The organism is Jeotgalibacillus sp. S-D1, assembly GCF_004358665.1.
Classification (GTDB): Bacteria; Bacillota; Bacilli; order Bacillales; family Jeotgalibacillaceae; genus Jeotgalibacillus.
Genome location: NZ_SMZR01000004.1, coordinates 48,398 through 67,416, shown reverse-complemented (window position 1 = coordinate 67,416; position 19,019 = coordinate 48,398). Strand labels below are relative to the sequence as shown.

The window sequence follows — 19,019 nt, the reverse complement described above, 5'->3', positions numbered from 1 at the left end:
CGGTTCACTGCGCTTCAGGTGGACGCTTTCCGCAGGGACTCTGCTTTAGCCCTCCTCAGGCTTCGCCTTGCGGGGTCTCAGCTTGCCGTCAAATCCTGCTGGAGTCGCCACCTTCCGCTCCGTTCACCTCATATTTGGATTTAAAATAGGCTCAATTCACATAAAATGTTTAAATCAATTAAAACAATATACCTTCATCAAGTTCTTCTCTGAGCAGTATACTTTCTCCAATTACTTCTAATGTCAACCCATAGGCGTTAATGCTATTTCCGATAATCGCTGTTTTCCGACCGGCAATCTGCTGGGAACGTTCCGGAGAAAGCTGCTGGGAAAAACCAATTGCTGAAAACAGTGTTCCAGTAAATTGCAGCCAAACCCCTGCCACTGCCTTTTTTTCAGCACTGAAGTCATTCGTAACACCTCTTGCCGCAGCTTGAAGGATACGGAGCTCCTCGGTTACCCCTATAGCTGTCAAAAAAGTGGCAGCGGTTTGAATCCATATTCCGATTAACACTTTTTTCTCAGCTTCAGCCAGACTCTTGTTGACCTCGAAATCATTTTGAAGACTTTTTCTTTTGTGCATTGCCCACCCCCGCTTTACGACTGACTATTTTCATTATATTTAGTTGATTGATGCAGGGTGAAAATGCCCCTCAAAACCTTTCTCCATAGACTGGCTAAAATTTATTTGAGTGATTTTATTGTAATTAAAAAATTCTGTGCTAAGATAAGTGATAGGAAAATGACCAAATAACCATTTTAGTCAATTAGTTTTATGGAGTGATGTACATGGATCGAAAACAACTGATTGTAGATGCCGCTACCGAATCGTTTTCGCGTTTTGGCTATAAGGCCACGACGATGGATCAGGTAGCTAAAATAGCCAATGTCGGAAAAGGCACAATTTATACTTTCTTTATAAACAAGGAAGAATTATTTGATGAAATCGTTTCAAATTTAATTAAAGAGATGAAACAGGCTGCGGAATCGTCCGTCCACCCTGAGCGCTCTTTATCCCAAAATGTCAGCTTTGCTCTCTACCAGCTGCTTGAATTCAGAAAGGATCACCAGCTGACGATTAAGCTTTTTCAGGAAGGCAGGGACATTGGCACACGCGCAGTCGTCGACTTTATGGATCGTGTTGAAGCGGCAATTATCAACTATATTAAGGAAGTATTACAGCGGGCAATTGACAAAGGAGAAATAAAACCCTGCAACCCTGAGGTTACGGCCTTTGCCATGTTCAAGTTGTATATTTCTTTAATCTTCGATTGGGAAAAGACCAGACAGCCGCTAAATAAAGAGGAAATCTCACGCTTGTTTGAGTTATATTTTTTTGAAGGATTATCCTTGGGATAATCCACTTTTATACACAAAAATGACTAAATGAACAATATAGTCATTTTAAACAACTGGAGGAATAGCAATTGAAAAATTCACTATTTATCGCTGAACTTAAACACATCTTTACGAATAGAAAACGATTTATCCCGCTACTGGCTATTTTATTTGTACCGATCTTATATGCGGGCATGTTTTTATGGTCCTTTTGGGACCCATATGAGAAATTAAGTGACCTGCCTGTTGCTGTTGTCAATGGCGATAGCGGGTACAATTATGAAGATGAACAGCTCACTCTTGGAGATGACCTTGTATCAAACTTAAAGGACAACGACTCATTCAATTTTCACTTTGTTTCACAAAAAGAAGCCTATCGGGATCTGGAAAATCAAAAATATTATATGGTTGTGGAAATTCCCGAAAACTTTTCACAAAATGCATCGACCCTTATGGATGAACAACCTGATAAATTAGAGTTGAAATATGTTCCGAATGAAGGCTATAACTTCCTATCTGCCCAGATAGGCGAAACAGCAGTTAATGAAATAAAAAGTTCCATTTCTAAAGAGATCACTTCCACTTATGCAGAGACCATGTTTGGGAAGGTCGATGAAATGGCGAACGGTTTGGTAAAAGCAAGTAATGGAGCAGGTGACCTGGAAGACGGCGCAGCTAAATTAACAGATGGATCCACTGACTTAAAGAACCATTTAGAAGAACTTGCATCAAAATCAGTTGATTTTCAAGCAGGGCTCCAGGGTGCAAGCTCCGGCACAGAGGAGCTGGCGAACGGTGCGAATGAGTTATCCACAGGAATGACTCAATTGTCTGATGCAAGTGATCAGCTGTTAAATGCATCAATGGATGTTCAAAGCGGAAGCGGACAAGTAGCAGATGGCGCATCGAAGACAAGAGCTGGTTTAACTGAACTGGATCAAAAAACGCCGGCCTTAATAGAAAGCACAGATCAGGTTGCAGCCGGTATACAGCAGCTTCAACAGGAATTACCGGCGCAAATTGCAAGTCAGGCAAGCGCGGAATTGACAGCAGGAATTGAGGAGGTAAGTGCCGGCCTGGATGAGCTTCAGCCCCAGCTTACCGCTCCCTTAGCAGAAAAAGTTACCGAAGAAGCAGCTGCCCGTCAGGAGGCACAGCTTGGTCAGTTAGCTGATGTTCTTTCTGAAAACGGAGTCGATCAGGATACGATCGATGCTGTTATCCAGCAGCAAAAGCAAAATGCACCTTCAAGGGAAGAAATAGAAAATCAGGTTGCAGAAGCAGTTGATTCGGGACTGACTGAAGGCACTTCTTCCCTCGGCTCCACTCTTTCACAGGAGGCTGCAGGAATTGAAGAACAAATTCAATCCCAAATTCAAACAGCGATTGATCCAGCTTTTAATCAGCTTCATGACGGAGTGATCCAGCTGAACGAAGGTCAAAAGAGCTTGCAAAATGGCATTCATCAGCTTGCTGTTGGAGCAGAAGAGCTGGAAAACGGTTCTGCCAAACTTGCCAGCGGTCAAAACAGTTATGTTGAAAACATGCAGACGTTTAACCAGCGGGTCAATGACGCAGATTCTGGCGCCAGAAAACTTGCCGGCGGATCCAATGAATTAAACATCGGCCTGAATGAGCTTTCAGGTGGTGGTCAAAAGCTTACGAACGGGGTTCATGATCTGGCCGACGGATCAGCTTCGCTTGCAAACGGCAATACAGAGCTGTTAAACGGCACAAAAACCTTGCATGATAAACTCGCAGATGCGGGAGATCAGGCAAGCGGAGTAAAAGGAACTTCAGATACCTATGACATGTTTGCAAATCCGGTAAATGTCGAAAAAGAACCCATTAATCATGTCGCGAATTATGGAACAGGATTTGCTCCTTACTTCATTTCACTGGGATTATTTGTAGGAGGATTACTCGTTACCATTGTATTCACGATTAATAAACCAGCTGTAAAACCGCGGAATGGTTTCACCTGGTTTACCGGAAAATTTGGCATTATAGCGAGTGTCGGCATTATCCAGGCTCTTTTGACAGATGCTATTTTGTTATTTGGCCTTGGAATGGAAGTAACCAGCGTCCCTTATTTTATCCTGGTATCGATCGTCACAAGTATAACGTTTATGACCCTTATTCAATTTTTAGTAACGGTCTTTGGTGACCCAGGACGTTTCGTTGCAATTCTTATTCTTATTTTACAATTAACAACCAGTGCAGGAACATTCCCAGTCGAACTGATTCCTAATCTGCTGCAGCCGATCAACGCCCTATTGCCGATGACGTACACGGTTCAGGCTTTTAAATCGGTTATCTCAAGCGGTGATGTGCAGTTCATGTGGAGCAATATTGCCATCCTGCTTACGTATACAGCTGTATTCATGGCTTTAACAACTGCTTATTTTGTAATCAAGCATAAGAAAAGCAGCGACCTCGGTGCAGAAATAAACTAATTTAACTGTGTCCCTTAAACGGGGCACAGTTTTTTGTTCTGTAAAAAGCGAACTTTTACAGTTCAGATCGAAGTTTCTACCATTCAATGCTCAAATTCTACATCTCGCAGGGATTGTTCTACAGTCAAATGCAAAGATTCTACATTTCAAGCTAATCGTTCTACAATTCACGCTTTATTGAGCAAGCCCAAATTCCCCTCGCAAAACAAATTCCTGTTGTAAAAAATCACCTTTAGGAAAGTCTAAAAAGGAAACAACTAAGCAGCAAAGGATGATTCATATGCTAAATACCCAGCAACTGGCATCATTTCGTTCACAGTTAATGGCACGAAAAAAGGAATTGGAAGACCAACTGGAACATCATGAACATTTCGACCTGAAACAAAGCCACAAAGATGCGGTAAGTGAACTATCTTCTTACGATAATCATCCGGGAGACATGGGATCGGAGTTATATGAACGTGAAAAAGATCTTGCTTTAAATGAGCACAAAAATTTTGAGCTTCAGGACATAAAAGTTGCCTTGGAAGCAATGAAGGTTGGAATGTACGGAATATGTGCAAAATGCGATGAAGATATCCCATTCGAACGCCTGGAGGCGCTACCAACAGCCCGCTACTGCATCGATCATACGCCGGATACATCCGTCTCACGAAGCAGGCCGATTGAGGAACAAGCTCTCACCCCGCCCTTTGGCCAATTTGATCTGGATAACAAAAATGAAAATGTCAGTTATGACGCCGAGGACTCCTGGCAGGATGTTGCACGTTTTGGCAGCTCCGATTCGCCATCGGATAATGAAAGTCCGCCATCTGAATTTGAAAACAACTACTCTGAGTGGGATGAAAATCATGGCTATGTGGAGGATTATGAGAACTTTATCGGTGTCGATATTGAAGGGAAAATGATTACGGTCTATCCAAACAAACAGCATGAGCGGTATGAAGAGGCGCTGGATGAAGAAGGAATCATGACGATTTTTGGTGATCTTCCTTCTGCTGAAAAAGAACCATACAGCGATCATAACGAAATTTAATACATTTCATTATTTAATACATTTCATTAAAAAGGGCTGCACAGCTGTGCAGCCTCCTCTTATTTCCCCAGCACTGCCCTGACCTCTTTTCGAGAGTTCGTCAGGCTGAGCACATAGAAAAATACATAGATTAATGTGTAAACCGATATTGAAATGACAACCGGTACGACGATGCTGGTGCGGAACAGAAAATCGATTGACTGAATAGCAAAGTAGCAATGCAGCAGTCCGATCGCGAGAGGCAGCAGGAAAAACAAAAGCTGCTTGCGGCCAATTCCGCTTACCATATTTTCCACTGTAAAACCCAGCTGGCGAAGTGTGCGGTAGCTGGATTTCTCCTCTTCCACTTCAGTCATTTGCTTAAAGTACAAAATACTTCCAGTTGCAGCTAGAAAGACGGTGCCGAGAAAACCGGAAATAAAGATAAGCATTCCTGCGGATTCAAGCGATTGTTTAAAACGGTCCACGTAAGTGGCTAGGTCGTCTCCATCCACATTTGAAAAAACAGAATGATACAGTTCATTTGCCAGTTCCCGTTCCTCTTCATCTGACACGTTCACGGTCGTATACGTTTCTGTTTCAGCCGTCTCCTGCAGGGAACGAAACGTGCGGTCATCCACGGCCGTAACCGAATAATTCGTGTCAATATTCAATGCATACATATTTTTCGCGTCGATCAGTGAAACTTTCTGATCATCAGCAGTAATAACAGCATTTTCTACGTTTACCTCAGGACCCAATGTCCCGTAGTATATTCCTTCCCCAGCTTCCGCTTTGACGTTTATACCTGCCTTTTGGAGCTGACTGAACGGTGCAAAAGTCGTTGGCTGGGCCTCAGTTTCAATTCCAAATCCCTGGTCAAAGCCTTCCATCGTGATCTCTTTATTTACCGTTTCTATTTCCGCAGCCTTAAAGCCGATTTCTTTATCCTCAAGCAGTGCAGTGAAGCTCTCCGCTTGCTCAGCATCACTTTGCGTAAACATAAAGTCATGAGGATACATCCCGCGGGATTCTTCTGCTGTGGAATAATAAAGGGAATAAGCACCAGTTGTCAGTGTCAGCGTAATGGCAGAAAGGGTGGTAATCAGGGTAAACAGCTTGGCGTTGCTTTTCATGCGGTGAATCATCGGTGCGATGGAAAGCGCATTTTTAAACGACAGATGGCCGTCAGCCCGTTTGCGAATTCGTTCCATCAGCCAGCTGATCGTGACACGAAACAATAAAAATGTCCCAAAAATAGTGAAGAATAACACAGCAAGCATATTAAAAAATAAAAAAGCATTCATCATATTTCCTGATAACCAGTACCCAAATCCAATGAACAGCACACCTAAACCGGCCATAATCGCCTGTCTTTTAGGACGTTCCTCCTGAATGCCTTCCCCCTGCTCCTTCGACCTGAAAAGCTCCACCAGTGAATGCTTTTGGATGACTAAAATGGTCTGAATGGTTGTGAGAGTCAGAATTGATAAAAACAGCACACCGGTCTGCAGTATTGCTTCTCCTGAGAACTCCAAGGAAATTTCAGCATTCAGCTGCAGCACCTTCATAAACAGCAGCAGGAAGATGCGGGCAAAAACTAGTCCAAGCGCTATTCCAATTAAAGTGGCACCTGCAAGCAAAAACAAGTTCTCAATAATAAGCATTTTAGCCACCTGCCACTTGGACAGCCCGATCAGCTGATACAGTCCTATTTCGCGGCCGCGCCTTTTATAAAATAACGCCTTGGCATACAGGACAAATACCAGCATAATAACTGCCAGAAAAATAACCCCAACCAAAAAAGCAGTGCTGACGGAACTGGAAGATTGAATCGCCTGTCCGATTGAATCATCATATTGTATGGTTGAGAAAATGAAATAAAGCATCACACTAAAAATGAGGGAGAAAAAGTACAAATAATACTGCTTCATATTCTTAATCATATTACGACGAACAAGCTCAGTGAGCCGCATATGCTTCTCCCCCTAGTACAGCCTGTACATTCAGGATGTCATTAAAAAATTCCTGGCGTGTACGTTTGCCGCGGTAAAGTTCTGTATACAGCTTGCCATCCTTTAAAAATACAACGCGGTTGCAATAGCTTGAGGCCAATGGGTCATGTGTGACCATCATAATCGTGACACCCTGGGTACGGTTCAGCTCTTCCATTTTACCGAGCAGCATGGCTGCAGACTTTGAATCAAGTGCGCCTGTCGGTTCGTCTGCAAACAGCATTTTGGGCTGGTGAATCAGGGCTCTGGCAGCTGATACACGCTGTTTTTGTCCTCCCGACAGCTCGTGTGGATACTGGTCACCCATTTCTTGAATATCAAGTGTCTGCACAAGCTGGTTATACGTCTGTTCAATCACTTTTTTGGGTGAATTTCCTAGTGACAGCGGCAGTAAAATATTTTCCTTTGCGGTAAGTGTGTCAAGCAGATTATAATCCTGAAATATAAACCCGAGTGATTCTCGGCGGAATGCGGACAAAGGCTTATCTTTCATCGTGATAATATCCTGGCCATCGATCATAATCGAACCTGATGTTGGTCTGTCAATAGTAGCCAGTACATTCATAAAAGTGGTTTTTCCGGCACCTGATGCGCCCATGATTCCGACAAACTCCCCTGCACCAACTGTTAAATCAAGACCCTTTAATACTTCAGTGGTACGCTTGCGTGTACCAAATACCTTTCTGACATCCTTTGCTACAAGCAGTGGATGATTTGTTGATGTTGTTTCTGCCATGATTTTTCCCTCCATTTGTTTTTCCTTACCTGTATCATACGGAATGCAGAGGTTATAATCGTTCGATTAAGCTGACAATGCACAAGTGGAATGTGACATTTTTGTCATATTGAATGCAGAGGTGCCTGATAGGTACCCGGTTGTGAAAATCGAATTCTTGCTGTAGTACCGCTTCCAGGATCTGAGTCAAGCGTTAATGTAATCTGAAGCTGCTCGGATGCGCTCTTTGCCAAATACAAACCAAGACCGGTAGCTGCCTGCTGAAGACGGCCGGCCTGGCCGGTATAGCCCTTTTCAAACACTCTCGGCAGATCATGAGCATCAATCCCGCATCCGGTATCCGTGACTTCAAGGGCAAGTCCCTGGCCATCATGTCCTGCCTTTATATAAACCTCAACATCATTGGGACTATATTTAATCGCATTCGATAACAGCTGCCTGAAAATAAATCGCCCCCATTTTACATCAGTTGTCACTTCCAGATCCTGCCCCTCAATCTCAAACCCGATGCCCCGCTCCCGGCATATGGATAAAAACGACTTAATTTCAGGATAGATAAGATTTCTTATCGTTGTTTTCTCCATCACCGTGTCATGTTCAATAGAAGGCAAACGGGATAAATACAATTGCTGTTCAAGCAAAAAGTACAATCTGGTCCATTCCCTTTCAAGTTTTTGAAAGCGTACATCGTCTGTGTAAGGCTCAAGCTGCAACTTCATTGCAGTCAAGGGGGTTTTCATTTCATGAACCCAGGATTCAATATCACTGGTTTTTAATACATATCGTTTCTGCAGATCAGCTGCAGCTTCTCTAGAAGAATCAATCGCCTGCAGGATTGTGTTATTCATGATCTCCTGATGTGGTGAATGTGCTTCAGGCAGGACTTCTTCCCACGCAGTAAATGGTTCTTCTGCCATTAATTGAATCTCCCGCAAATACACCGTTTCACGCTTGTATCGCCAAATAAAGAAGAAGAAAAAAAGAAATGTGAAAAGACCATTAAAATAAACAACCGGCTCCTCTGCCAAAGTCAACCCGCCATCCAGCCAAAATAAGATATTAGCAAGCAGCATAAACACAAAAAACGCAGCAATCCAGCTTCTTCGTTCTTTTATATAACCCATCATTCAAGCGTCACCGCCATATACCCAAGCCCTTTTTTTGTCACAATTGCTCCCTCGAGTCCTAAATCCGTGACCTTTTGGCGAAGGCGCCCCATATTAACGGTCAGGGTATTATCATTAACAAACCGCTCATCATCCCACAGCTTCCTGATCAATGTGTCGCGGCTTACGATCTGATCGCGCTGCTCAAGCAACACCGCCAGTATGTAGAGTTCGTTTTTTGTCAGTTCCACGGATTGTCCCTCTTTTATCAGCAATCCTTTATTTTTATCAAGCTCCGTTCCATTCCAATGGACCGTATCACTTTGCAGTTCATGATATTCATAGGTTCTCCGGGCAATGGCCTGAAGCTTAGCGATCAGCACGTCCATATTGTAGGGTTTTTGAATATAATCATCTCCGCCAAGCTGCATCGCCATTACCATATCCAGAGGGTGATCCCGTGAAGACAAGAAAATAATCGGTACAGTTGATATACTCCGAATCTCACGGCACCAGTAGAAACCGTCAAAAGCCGGCAGCTGAATATCCAGCAGGACAATGGCGGGCTCAGATTCGCGAAACGTACCCATCACATCCTGAAAATCCATCGGCACGATAACCTCGAACTTCCACTGAGCCAATCGGTTCCGCATTTCATCAACAATTCGTTCGTCATCTTCTACGACAAAAACACGCACAGCGTTCACTCCTTTCATTTATCATAATAAAACGTTACATATTATGCCAGTTAATCCCATCTATTTTGTTTGCCATTCTGGATGCAGCAGATGAAAGCAAAATGAAAAGGCATGAGCCCATTTTAATATGAACTCCCTGCCTCTCAATTCAAGTATCTTCAATATAGATCATTCCCATTACAGTGAGCAAGAAGACTTATTTTAAAACTTATATCAATACGAGCACCTGTAGAAGAGTAAGGACGGCAGCACCAACGAGCGGAACTGTTTTTACCAGAAGAAGACGATTTGTTGTGGAAACAGCTGGTTCGATCGGGTTTTTGGCAGGAGATCCCAGATAGCTAATGAAACGATCCCATCTCTTTGTTTTCGTTCGTATCGGAATATCGGGGATTTCAACGTGATATTCATCTAGTTTTGATTTAATAAATTGGTCATTCTTAAAGGGATCTTGATTCATTAATATCCTCCCCCAATTCTTCTTTTAATTTTTTTATCGCGTGATGAATTCTTGATTTTACAGTTCCTTTTGGTATATCAAGTATGCCGGATATTTCTTCATGTGTCATATCGTGATAATAGAAAAGAAGAATAATTGACCGGTGAATATCCGGAAGCCTTGCCACTGCCTCCCGGATGGTCATTCGATCCGCCTGATGAAGCTCTTCTTTTGGAAGAGGTGTCAAAAACGGCAGGATGCTCTGCCACTTCTTTCGACGATTGAGCTTATCAATCATAATCCGATAGCCTATTTGAAAAAGATAGGATCTCAATCTTCCTTTTTCCGGGTTAAATTGATGCTTGTTGCGCTGAAGCTTCATAAATGCATCCTGCACAACATCTATACTCAGCTGTTCATCTCTGGTATAGCGGAAAATGAACGAATAAAGCGGACCTTTCAACACAAGATAGATCTTCTCCAATGCATCTGAGTCACCGTTCTGAAAAGCAGCCATCCACTCATTTTCCTGATTAGACACTTTGGTCTCCTATACGTGATTTAATACATTTTAGCGTGTTGGTTACTCTGACAACAAGATAAATGATGCTGATTGTTGTCCACACTTGACCCTGATTCAAAAAAAATTGCACATAATTATTTTCAATTGATTCACCGGTAATTATCAATACATTAAGCACCTGTACACATACGACCGCATAGATCGCAAGAATAAGTGTCAGAGTGTCAAACACATTCCACCTTAAATAGACTTGTGTTTTTTTATAATTAACCTTTCCTCTTTCCCTCACAATGTACTTTCGATCCATTTGAATCGCAATACCCACTATCACAACCACCATAATACCAACCAATACCAATGAAATAATCGAGCCTATATCCATGTAAGATCTCTCCTTTTCCTTCTTTACTAGCTATACCATCGGAACATTGATCGCGTTCACTCGATATAGAAATTTTTTCTATCGGCAAAAAAAGGATTCATGAACAGCAGTTGCGTTTTAAGGGGAGCAGCCTTTTACAGCAGAGTAACTTGTGATTATTTGGGGAATTGGAACAAACGCTTTTTTGAATATTATGGGCCTAATCTAAAAAATTCGAGCCCGCTATAATGGGCTCGAATGTATTGGATTATTTTATGCGGCTTTTGACTGCTTTTGTACTTTTGAATAAGTCCATTTTCTCCAAAGAGATTCCATCGGTCCCTGCGGATACCGCTTTAGCAGGAAGTGACTGAGAACAACCTGGATGGCATAAATCGCAATCGCGATAAGTACACCTTGTGTTTTCGATACCTGTCCAAACAAACCAAAGCCATATCCATTAAAAATGATAACTGCAATGATTGACTGCATTAAATAATTCGTGAGAGCCATTCGTCCGACTGCAGCAAACGGCATCAGCAATCGTTCAATATTCTGTTTTCTCGTAATCAGTACGATTGAGGCAACATAAAACAGCATTAAAAACGGACCGCCGATCATATTTAATCCTCCGCCGATAAAGGCCGTCAAAAAGGGCTCCCAATCAAAAACGTTATAGGTAACAGCTACTGATAATCCGACTACAGGCGCACCAACAACGAGCCCGATCCACATTACTTTTTTCCATCTTCGCAGATTTCCCCCAATATCCTGGAACATTTCTTTTTTTCCAAAATACAGTCCGATTAAAAACAAAGGCAAAATGGTGGGAAGAGAAAGTACCACTTGTAATAAAATAGGAAGTACCTCATTGGTTAGACGGAATTGAAATATCTCACTAAAGCTTCCGGTTGCCATTAAAGTTGAAGCTGCCAGCTCCGTCGATCGAAGAGATTCTATTGATTCGACTCCTTCGCTGACAGTAAATTGCATAAATAAAGTACTTAATAAAACCAAAACTGAAAACACAGCTATTCCTGCACCAAGCATGGCGATCGCCCAAATTTTAATTACCTTTACAGATCGGTTAATAAATAATGGGAGAAAAAATCCGGCCAGTGCATAGGTGTGCAGGATATCTCCCGACCAAATAAAAAACAAATGAACCAGACCCAAAAGCAGCAGAAAGACCAGACGGCGCCTGAATAATGTTTTGGCAGGCAGATCCTTCTGTATTAACCGGCTGTAAAAAATGTAAAACCCCAACCCAAATAGCATTGAAAACATAGGATAAAACTTACCATCAACAAAAAATGCCGTAAGCAGTGTCAGCACTGCATTCAGGTCTCCTGCAGGAAGGCTCGCTCCCTCTATTAAACCACTAGCCTCAGTAAAAACAGGTGTCTTGAATGTAATCATGTTTGCAATAAGAATGCCAAACAATGCGAATCCTCGAATAATATCGATGGTATGTATCCGTTCATTCATTTTAATCGAACCCATCATTTGCCCCCTAACTCGAATAGTCATTTCTATTTCATCGTACTCAAACAACAACAACAAAACAATCTATTTATGGAAAAATAAACTATTTATTTATAATGAAAAAGAACAATAAAAAGGAGACGTTAATTTCCGCAACTTGCGGAGGATTTTCAAGGGGCGGGTGTTGAGCTTCCTTGAGATGAAGCTCTGTAGGGCTAATATCTTCAGCTCCAATCAATTGTTTAAACATAATAACAGACTTGTTTTACAGTGCTATTTATAAAAAACACCCTCACTATATAACGCATCGCCTTTATCATTCCTCAAAAATTTTCAAAAATAAGTCATATTGCCCGTCTTTTTCGAATATTACTATTTTAGTCGCATATAATGTTATATTCTCACAAAATTTCGTTGATGGAATAGGACAAGATAGTTTAAACTTACATTATCACTAAAAAATGACAGTAATAGGAGGTTCCCTGTGAGTAAGCAATCGAAGAAAGAACTGATTTCCTGGTTGAAGTCAATTCTAATTGCACTAGTCATTGTAGGAGTTTGCCGCCATTATTTAATTACTCCTGTCACAGTAAAAGGAGAATCTATGATTCCTACCTTCGAAGATGATAACAGGGTCATCATCTCTAAACTAACGGACATCGAAGCCTTTGATTTAATTGTATTTCAATCTCCCATCTCTGCTGATAAGCATATTAAACGGGTCATCGGTTTGCCGGGGGATGAAATAAAGATTAAAGATGATATTCTGTCGATTAACGGAAAAATATATAAAGAACCTTATCTAAAACAGAACAAAGAAAACAGCTTGTTTAATCAGCCGATCACAGGTGACTTTGAATTAGAGGTTCCTGAAGGTTCATTTTTTGTAATGGGTGATAACCGTTTAAAAAGCATGGACAGCAGGAGCTACGGCGTTATTTCAACGGCATCCGTAATTGGAGAAGTGAAAATGCGAATTTATCCGATTGCATCGATTGGATGGCTGGACTAATCATCGATTTTTCGGAAAAAATGAAACTATCGATCAACTCATCTCGTATAAATAGGTATAAATAGCCAATGAGCGAGGTGATGTCCAATGCCCAAATGTACATATTGTCAGCATAAGTGGTCATGGAGAGAAGCTTTAACGAAACAACTCACAATCCATAGGACGATGAATTGTCCACACTGTCAAAAAAAACAGTACCAAACCAGAAGTTCAAGGCAAAAAGCGGGCTTACTGAATATGATTCCTCTTGTTTTGCTTCCTGTGTCAACAATCCTTGACCTTTCAATTCCGGTTGCATTAAGCATAATGCTGTTGTTATTCATTGCCGTTCTTATGGTTATGCCCTTCTTTTTAGTATTGAAGGATGAAGATGACCCACTATGGTAAACACGATATAAAAAGTCAGATCCCAAATAGAGGGTCTGATTTTTTTCTTTGTCCATAACAGTTCGTTTTTATCGATCACTTTTTGCAAAATATCGATCGTTTTCCATGTTATATCGATCACTATCTGTGATATATCGATCAATTTTTTATTTATATTAATCATTTTTCTCTATTTAATTGATTTATCGATCAGATTTCTTAAGATATCGATCACATTTCTCTGTATATCCACCATGTTTCAGCTTTTATCGCTCACCCCTCCCTGTTCCCCTTTCCCCCAGCAGCCAACGCAAAAGCCGGCCAAGCTTGGCCGGCTTATTACACAGCAATTTTGATCAAACGAGCTGAACAAATCGCTTCGTTTCTTTTGATTCAAGGGCACCTAAAATAACATTCAGTGATTTCATTCCTTCTTCGCCCGTGATGAGCGGCTCTTTGTTTTGCACAATGGCTTCAATGAAATGATCAATCACATGGGTATTGGTTTTTACTCCCTGCTCATTAGATTGAATTTTAGCCAATTCGTAGTTGACGATATCCCCATTTGCATACTGAACGACCAGTGGATAAACAGGATCGGCTTCAAGCTTTAGTACTGCGTTCTCTGTGTATATAAAAGTGGAATTATCGCTGCCTGATACATAGGACCAGCTTGCTGCCAGCGATCCAATTACACCTGACTGCATTTTCACAATACACATCGCGTTGTCATCAATCTCTGTATTTTCCTTAGCACTGGTCTCGACAAAAGCACCGATTTCCGCTACTTCGCCAAATAAATAACGAATTAAATCTGATTTATGTACACCTAAATCTCCAAGCGCACCGATAAATGCTTGTTCCTTATCAAAAAACCAGCTGGACCGGCCGTCAATGCTCCATCTTTCAGGACCTGGGTGACCGAATGTGGTTTTAAAGCTGTATACTTTGCCAAGCTCTCCGCTGTCGAGAAGCTTTTTGGCCTGCTGATGGGAGGAAACAAACCGCTGATTGTGAGCTATCATCAGTAATTTACTGTTTTCTTTTGCTGCTTTTATCATGCTTTCTGCTTCTTCAAGCGAAGTCGCCATCGGTTTTTCGCAAAGGACATGCTTGCCTGCATTTAGCGCATCAATACTGGCTGAAGCATGAAGATGATTCGGCAGGCAAACACTCACCGCATCAATCCCGCTGTCCTCAAGCATTTCCTTATAATTGGTGTAGGCTGATGCATTGTATTGTTCCGCCATTTCCCTTGCTCTCTCTTCGACCAGATCAACTACAGCGACGATTTCTGCGTCCATGTTTTCAGCATACTCAATCAAGTGGCGCCTTCTCGCAATGCTGCCGCAGCCGATGACCCCTATTTTAATTTTTTTCATAAACCTTCACCATCCATCTATTTTTTTCGATTATCCTTTGACAGCTCCACCTGTCAGTCCTTTTACGACTTTTTCCTGAGAGAATAAATACACGATTAAAATCGGCAGACTTGCAAGCGTCAACGCAGCCATCAAGCCGGGGACGTTCACTGCAAAATCTCCCCTAAACGCCTGCAGTCCAAGCGGAAGTGTCATACTTTCCGGACTTGAGATCAGGACGAGGGCGAAGACAAATTCATTCCACAAATGAATCGCATTATAAATAATTACGGCCATCAATGCAGGCTTCAGCATGGGCATGATGACATGTCTGAATATGCCTAAATGCGTGCAGCCATCCATTTTGGCTGCCTCTTCGAGCGATTTTGGAATCTCCCGCATAAACTGTGTCAGAATAAAGATCGAGATTGGCAAACTGAAGGCAATATAAGGACCAATCAAAGCGAATAAAGTATCATAGATCCCCATGCTTTCTGACAGTTTAAAGATCGGAATCAGCGTGGCATGAATCGGCAGCATCATGCCAGAAATAAATAACAGGAACAATACCCGATTAAAGCGAAACTTCATCCTGCTCAACGGATAGCTCGCAAGCGCACCAATAATGACAACGGCCCCCACTGCTATGACGGTGACAAGGACACTGTTGAAAAAATAACCAGTTAAACCAAGCTTAAAAACATTGGTGAAATTCTCTAAATTAAATGAAGTAAATAAAGCAAATGGCTGTTCAAAGAATTCACTTTGAGTTTTAAGGGCAGTTGAAATCATGTATACAAAAGGATAGCCGGATACAATCAGCAGCACTGCGGCGATGAAATATAAAGGGATTTTAGAAAAAGATTTCATTCAGAAAATACCCCTTTCTTTTGACGGTAAAAATCAAGTGCCTGAATTAAAATCGTGACAATTAGTGCTATGAAAAACATGACAAAGGCAATAGCACTTGCGTAACCCATATTAAAATTCACGAATGCCTGTTTAAACATATATGTTCCCATCAGCTCGGTGGCATGATTTGGTCCACCGCCGGTCATGACATAAAAGATATCAAAAGCCTTTAGAGACCCCACAATGGCTAATATAGAAGAACTGACGATGGTTGGCATCAGAAGAGGAAGCGTAATGCGTGAAAATTTGTGCCAGGGATTAGCCCCATCAATATCGGCTGCTTCATACAATTCTTCCGGAATTCCCACAATCGCTGCACGAAACAGGATCATATAAAAGGGAGCAAATTGCCAGACGATAACAAATAACACCGCAATAATCGCTGTATTTTCCCCACTTAGCCAGGCTACGTTTTCAAAGCCAAGTAAATTTATCAGCTGATTAATCGAACCATTTATCGGATCAAACATGTAGATCCATAACAGACCAATGGCTACTGTGGACATGAGGAAAGGGAAAAAATACACACTGCTCATGAGCCGGATCCCTTTAATTGGAGCAAACAGCATCAATGCCATAATCAACCCCAGGGGAATTTGAACAAAGACAGACGTTAATGTAATCCACGTATTATTGCGCAGCGCCGTCCAAAAAATGCTGTCACTGAACAGCTGCACATAATTCTGAAGCCCGATATACGTTCCAACACTGCTGCCATTCCAATCATAAAAGCTGTAATTTAGCGTCGCGAGAATCGGATAAATGACATACATGGCATAAACAATTAAAGCAGGTGAAACAAACAGCAGGATGGTCAGTGCATTTCTCCACTTTTTCTTTTTCGATTTGGATCTGGCTTCTTCTAAAACCGTCGACAATCGTGCATCTGCTTGCTGCATACATAAGCCTCCTTTTTAAATAAAGCTTTGTTAAGCGACTGGTTGTTGATTTACCAACGCCAACGTTTAACAAAGCCTTAAATATCGAAAAGGGGGATTCCCCCCTCCTCTCCCGTTACTCCAGAACTTCTTTCGCCTTGGCTTCCATTTGCTCTGCCGCTTCTTCAGGCGTGATGGATAAACCAAAAAGCGCTTGAGTGGTATCCTTATGCAGCTCAGCCAGTTCAGGAGGCAGCGTTTGATCATAAGGCATTTGCAGGTGTGTGGCTTCTTCAGCAACCTGATACATACGATTCACGAATTCATCTTCAGGCTCTACGCCGCTCACTGCAGTTAAAGAGCCGGTACGGTTCGTGTAGGCTTCAGCTGTTTCCTGGCTTGTTAACTCCTGAATGAGCTCAGTAGCCAGATCCGGATTTTCGGTATCAGCGGCAACAGACCAGACAGGACCCGTTGAGGCACCCACTGCCTTATTGCTTCCCTGTCCTCCTTCTACAGTTGGGAATACAAAGAAATCCATCTTCTCTTCAAACTCAGGTGCTTCTGTACGAACGTTATTAACTAAAGACATAGTGATATCCATCATGGCAGCCTGACCGGAATACAATAGCTGACGGCCTTGGCCTTCATCATAAGGAACTCCATTGAACCCTGGATTGAAGGCATCCATTTCAACCATTTCCTGAATATATTCACCAGCCTCTACATAGGCGGGATCATCGAAGCCTCTTCCTTCTCTCAAGAAAGCTTCATTAAACAAATCAGGTCCGCCAATACGGGCAGCGAAATTCATAAGATAATACGCCCCAGGCCACTTGGTCTGATTGGCTAATGCAATCGGAATAATATTATTTTCTTTTAGCGTTTCGATAATCTCCACCCATTCTGTATATGTTTCAGGCGGAGTCAGTCCATATTCTTCAAAAATCTCTTTATTGTAAAATACTAAATCCAATGATAAGCCCAGCGGCAATCCATAAATTTTGTCGTGGAACGTTGTATTATCCAAAGCCAGCTCGTTAAATCTTTCTTTTTCAATGCTTTCTGTTACATCCAGCACCTGTCCCTGGTCAACAAACTGCTTCAGCCAGCCGCCGCCCCAGCTGTTAAAAATATCTGGTGCATTCCCGCCGGACATTGATACAGCAAGCTTCTGCTTATAAGCATCATTGGCAACACGGAGCATTTTCACTTCAACATCAGGATGCTTCTCCTCAAACCGTTCCACAGCTTCCTGATAGACTTTTTCCTTTTCGCCCGGGTCAATATACCAGAAATCAAGCACCTGTTTTCCGGAACCCCCGTCTCCACTGACCGCATTGGACTCTTCACTGTCAGATCCTCCCCCGGGTGCACATGCAGCAAGAACCATCATACAAAAAGTTGTTAAAAGTAAAAATTTACGTTTCATAGCCATCCCCCTTATCGTTTTAATTGCCAGTTTTACGCTCTTTTTTTCAAATATTGAATACTCTTTTCGATGCTTTCCAATGGGTCTGTTCTGCTTTGATCCTGTTCGATGATCCACCATTCCACTGGCGCGGATAACAGATGACTGACGATGGAATCAATATCGACACCGCCAGCTCCAAGTTCAGCGAAAAACTGCTCCCCGTCAGTCGTCATGTCTTTTAGATGTACCAGAGGCGTTCGGTCTTGATAGCGCTCAAGCCAGGCTACAGGATCCTCACCCGCCTTCTTCAGCCAATACACATCAAATTCAGCCTTAACCCATTCAGGATTGGTTTCTGCCAATATTTTTTCAAGCGGCTGTACTCCGTTATCAAATGGCACAAGCTCAAAATCGTGGTTGTGGTAGGACAGCGTAATGCCTTCTTCGTAACATCTTTTCCCTGCTTCATTTAAAGTCGCAATCAGGTTTTCATAGTCCTTTTGTGTATGTCTGTCACGAGGCAGCACAGGGCATACAATATGAGCACTTCCAAGCTCCTTTTGATAGCGGATCACTTCTTCCAGCTCATTCTCTATAGATGACAGCGGTACATGGCTGGATGCTGCCTGAAGTCCCAGCTCCTTCAGCAGGTTCTTCAATTCATTAGCAGTAAGCCCGCCATAGCCTGCAAGCTCTACACCATCAAAGCCTAAGTCAGCCACTTTCTTTAATGTTCCTGCAAAATCTTTTTTGCTTTCTTCTCTCAAGGTATACATTTGTAAAGCAATCCCTTTTCGATTCATAAATATCCTCCTCTAAAAATGTAATCGATTACATTTAGTTATAGTCGTTTCATGAGTTAAGCAATTAACCAGGTCAATAAAATCCGTTAATACATGTTTAT

Annotated in this window: 19 protein-coding genes; 5 read left to right on the top strand and 14 right to left on the bottom strand. The window is 42.1% G+C overall.

What is annotated here, in order from left to right:
- Nucleotides 1–178: 178 nt before the first annotated feature.
- Nucleotides 179–583, bottom strand: coding sequence for a hypothetical protein (locus tag E2R51_RS13125; RefSeq protein WP_133377542.1), 405 nt, complete (start codon nucleotides 581–583; stop codon nucleotides 179–181).
- Nucleotides 584–783: 200 nt separating this feature from the next.
- On the opposite strand from E2R51_RS13125, the gene E2R51_RS13120 reads away from it, so the two are divergent.
- The 3 genes from E2R51_RS13120 (at nucleotide 784) to E2R51_RS13110 (ending at nucleotide 4,830) form a co-directional block, all read left to right on the top strand.
- Nucleotides 784–1,359 (top strand): TetR/AcrR family transcriptional regulator, encoded by a 576-nt coding sequence (locus E2R51_RS13120; protein ID WP_205703335.1) that lies wholly within the window; start codon nucleotides 784–786, stop codon nucleotides 1,357–1,359.
- 68 nt (nucleotides 1,360–1,427) lie between these two features.
- Nucleotides 1,428–3,794 (top strand): YhgE/Pip domain-containing protein, encoded by a 2,367-nt coding sequence (locus E2R51_RS13115; RefSeq protein WP_133377540.1) that lies wholly within the window; start codon nucleotides 1,428–1,430, stop codon nucleotides 3,792–3,794.
- A gap of 280 nt (nucleotides 3,795–4,074) precedes the next feature.
- Nucleotides 4,075–4,830, top strand: a complete 756-nt coding sequence (locus E2R51_RS13110; protein ID WP_133377539.1) for a TraR/DksA C4-type zinc finger protein — start codon at nucleotides 4,075–4,077, stop codon at nucleotides 4,828–4,830.
- 59 nt (nucleotides 4,831–4,889) lie between these two features.
- On the opposite strand, the gene E2R51_RS13105 is transcribed toward E2R51_RS13110, so the two are convergent.
- The 8 genes from E2R51_RS13105 to E2R51_RS13070 form a co-directional block, all read right to left on the bottom strand.
- The gene (locus E2R51_RS13105) at nucleotides 4,890–6,785 is read right to left on the bottom strand and encodes an ABC transporter permease (protein WP_133377538.1); all 1,896 of its coding nucleotides are present in this window, start codon (nucleotides 6,783–6,785) and stop codon (nucleotides 4,890–4,892) included.
- Nucleotides 6,772–7,560: an ABC transporter ATP-binding protein gene (locus tag E2R51_RS13100; RefSeq protein WP_133377537.1), complete on the bottom strand. Its 789-nt coding sequence runs from the start codon at nucleotides 7,558–7,560 to the stop codon at nucleotides 6,772–6,774. Before E2R51_RS13100 ends, E2R51_RS13105 begins: the two co-directional genes overlap by 14 nt.
- 104 nt (nucleotides 7,561–7,664) lie before the next feature.
- Nucleotides 7,665–8,687, bottom strand: coding sequence for a sensor histidine kinase (locus E2R51_RS13095; RefSeq protein ID WP_133377536.1), 1,023 nt, complete (start codon nucleotides 8,685–8,687; stop codon nucleotides 7,665–7,667).
- Nucleotides 8,684–9,364 (bottom strand): response regulator transcription factor, encoded by a 681-nt coding sequence (locus E2R51_RS13090; protein ID WP_133377535.1) that lies wholly within the window; start codon nucleotides 9,362–9,364, stop codon nucleotides 8,684–8,686. The genes E2R51_RS13095 and E2R51_RS13090 overlap by 4 nt, the downstream gene beginning before the upstream one ends.
- A gap of 208 nt (nucleotides 9,365–9,572) precedes the next feature.
- Nucleotides 9,573–9,824 carry a hypothetical protein gene (locus tag E2R51_RS13085; RefSeq protein WP_133377534.1) on the bottom strand — a complete coding sequence of 84 codons (252 nt, stop codon included), beginning with the start codon at nucleotides 9,822–9,824 and terminating at the stop codon, nucleotides 9,573–9,575.
- Entirely contained in the window at nucleotides 9,805–10,320 is a 516-nt protein-coding gene (locus E2R51_RS13080) for an RNA polymerase sigma factor (RefSeq protein ID WP_133377773.1), read from the bottom strand. The genes E2R51_RS13085 and E2R51_RS13080 overlap by 20 nt, the downstream gene beginning before the upstream one ends.
- A 16-nt stretch (nucleotides 10,321–10,336) precedes the next feature.
- Complete coding sequence (locus E2R51_RS13075; RefSeq protein WP_133377533.1) at nucleotides 10,337–10,708, bottom strand: group-specific protein; 372 nt, start codon at nucleotides 10,706–10,708, stop codon at nucleotides 10,337–10,339.
- A 252-nt stretch (nucleotides 10,709–10,960) separates the two neighbouring features.
- Entirely contained in the window at nucleotides 10,961–12,190 is a 1,230-nt protein-coding gene (locus E2R51_RS13070) for a DUF418 domain-containing protein (protein ID WP_165967221.1), read from the bottom strand.
- 466 nt (nucleotides 12,191–12,656) lie between these two features.
- Between E2R51_RS13070 and lepB the strand changes: the two genes are divergently transcribed.
- A complete protein-coding gene (gene lepB, locus E2R51_RS13065; RefSeq protein ID WP_133377531.1) occupies nucleotides 12,657–13,184 on the top strand; it encodes a signal peptidase I in 528 nt (175 codons plus the stop codon).
- 87 nt (nucleotides 13,185–13,271) lie between these two features.
- Nucleotides 13,272–13,571, top strand: coding sequence for a TIGR04104 family putative zinc finger protein (locus E2R51_RS13060; RefSeq protein ID WP_133377530.1), 300 nt, complete (start codon nucleotides 13,272–13,274; stop codon nucleotides 13,569–13,571).
- Nucleotides 13,572–13,906: 335 nt separating this feature from the next.
- Here E2R51_RS13060 and E2R51_RS13055 read toward each other — a convergent pair whose 3' ends face one another.
- From E2R51_RS13055 to E2R51_RS13035, 5 genes are all read right to left on the bottom strand, one after another.
- Nucleotides 13,907–14,932, bottom strand: coding sequence for a Gfo/Idh/MocA family protein (locus tag E2R51_RS13055; RefSeq protein ID WP_133377529.1), 1,026 nt, complete (start codon nucleotides 14,930–14,932; stop codon nucleotides 13,907–13,909).
- Nucleotides 14,933–14,962: 30 nt separating this feature from the next.
- Entirely contained in the window at nucleotides 14,963–15,781 is an 819-nt protein-coding gene (locus E2R51_RS13050; RefSeq protein ID WP_133377528.1) for a carbohydrate ABC transporter permease, read from the bottom strand.
- On the bottom strand, nucleotides 15,778–16,722 hold the full coding sequence (locus E2R51_RS13045; RefSeq protein WP_133377527.1) for a carbohydrate ABC transporter permease: 945 nt from the start codon (nucleotides 16,720–16,722) through the stop codon (nucleotides 15,778–15,780). Before E2R51_RS13045 ends, E2R51_RS13050 begins: the two co-directional genes overlap by 4 nt.
- Nucleotides 16,723–16,837: 115 nt before the next feature.
- On the bottom strand, nucleotides 16,838–18,133 hold the full coding sequence (locus E2R51_RS13040; RefSeq protein WP_133377526.1) for an extracellular solute-binding protein: 1,296 nt from the start codon (nucleotides 18,131–18,133) through the stop codon (nucleotides 16,838–16,840).
- Nucleotides 18,134–18,165: 32 nt separating this feature from the next.
- Nucleotides 18,166–18,918, bottom strand: a complete 753-nt coding sequence (locus E2R51_RS13035) for a sugar phosphate isomerase/epimerase family protein (protein ID WP_133377525.1) — start codon at nucleotides 18,916–18,918, stop codon at nucleotides 18,166–18,168.
- Between the last annotated feature and the right edge of the window lie 101 nt (nucleotides 18,919–19,019).